Annotated in this window: 1 pseudogene; it reads left to right on the forward strand. The window is 64.4% G+C overall.

What is annotated here, in order from left to right:
* Positions 1 to 83 precede the first annotated feature (83 nt).
* A pseudogene (locus CDN38_RS30115) lies at positions 84 to 278 on the forward strand (hypothetical protein); the annotation flags it as partial.

Below are 278 nucleotides of genomic sequence, written 5' to 3' on the forward strand. Positions count from 1 at the left end.
GGCCGGATCGAAGTCGATGACGGACTCAAGCCTTGTCCGCGTCACATCAGCTGGGCGCAAGCTCAGGGAGGGAGAACCGCCTAATGGCCTGCCGTCACTGCCCGCACTGCCGCAAGACGCGCGAGCGCGCCAATACCCGGCGTGACGCGATCCGGCAGAGACGGGACTGCCCGCACTGCGACGACTACGGGCGACTAGATAACCTCACCAACTGCCCACGACACGGCAATTGGGCTGCCGCACAGGCACTCAACGAAACAGATGCTCAGGACCAGGAG

The organism is Mycobacterium ostraviense (assembly GCF_002705925.1).
GTDB lineage: Bacteria > Actinomycetota > Actinomycetes > Mycobacteriales > Mycobacteriaceae > Mycobacterium > Mycobacterium ostraviense.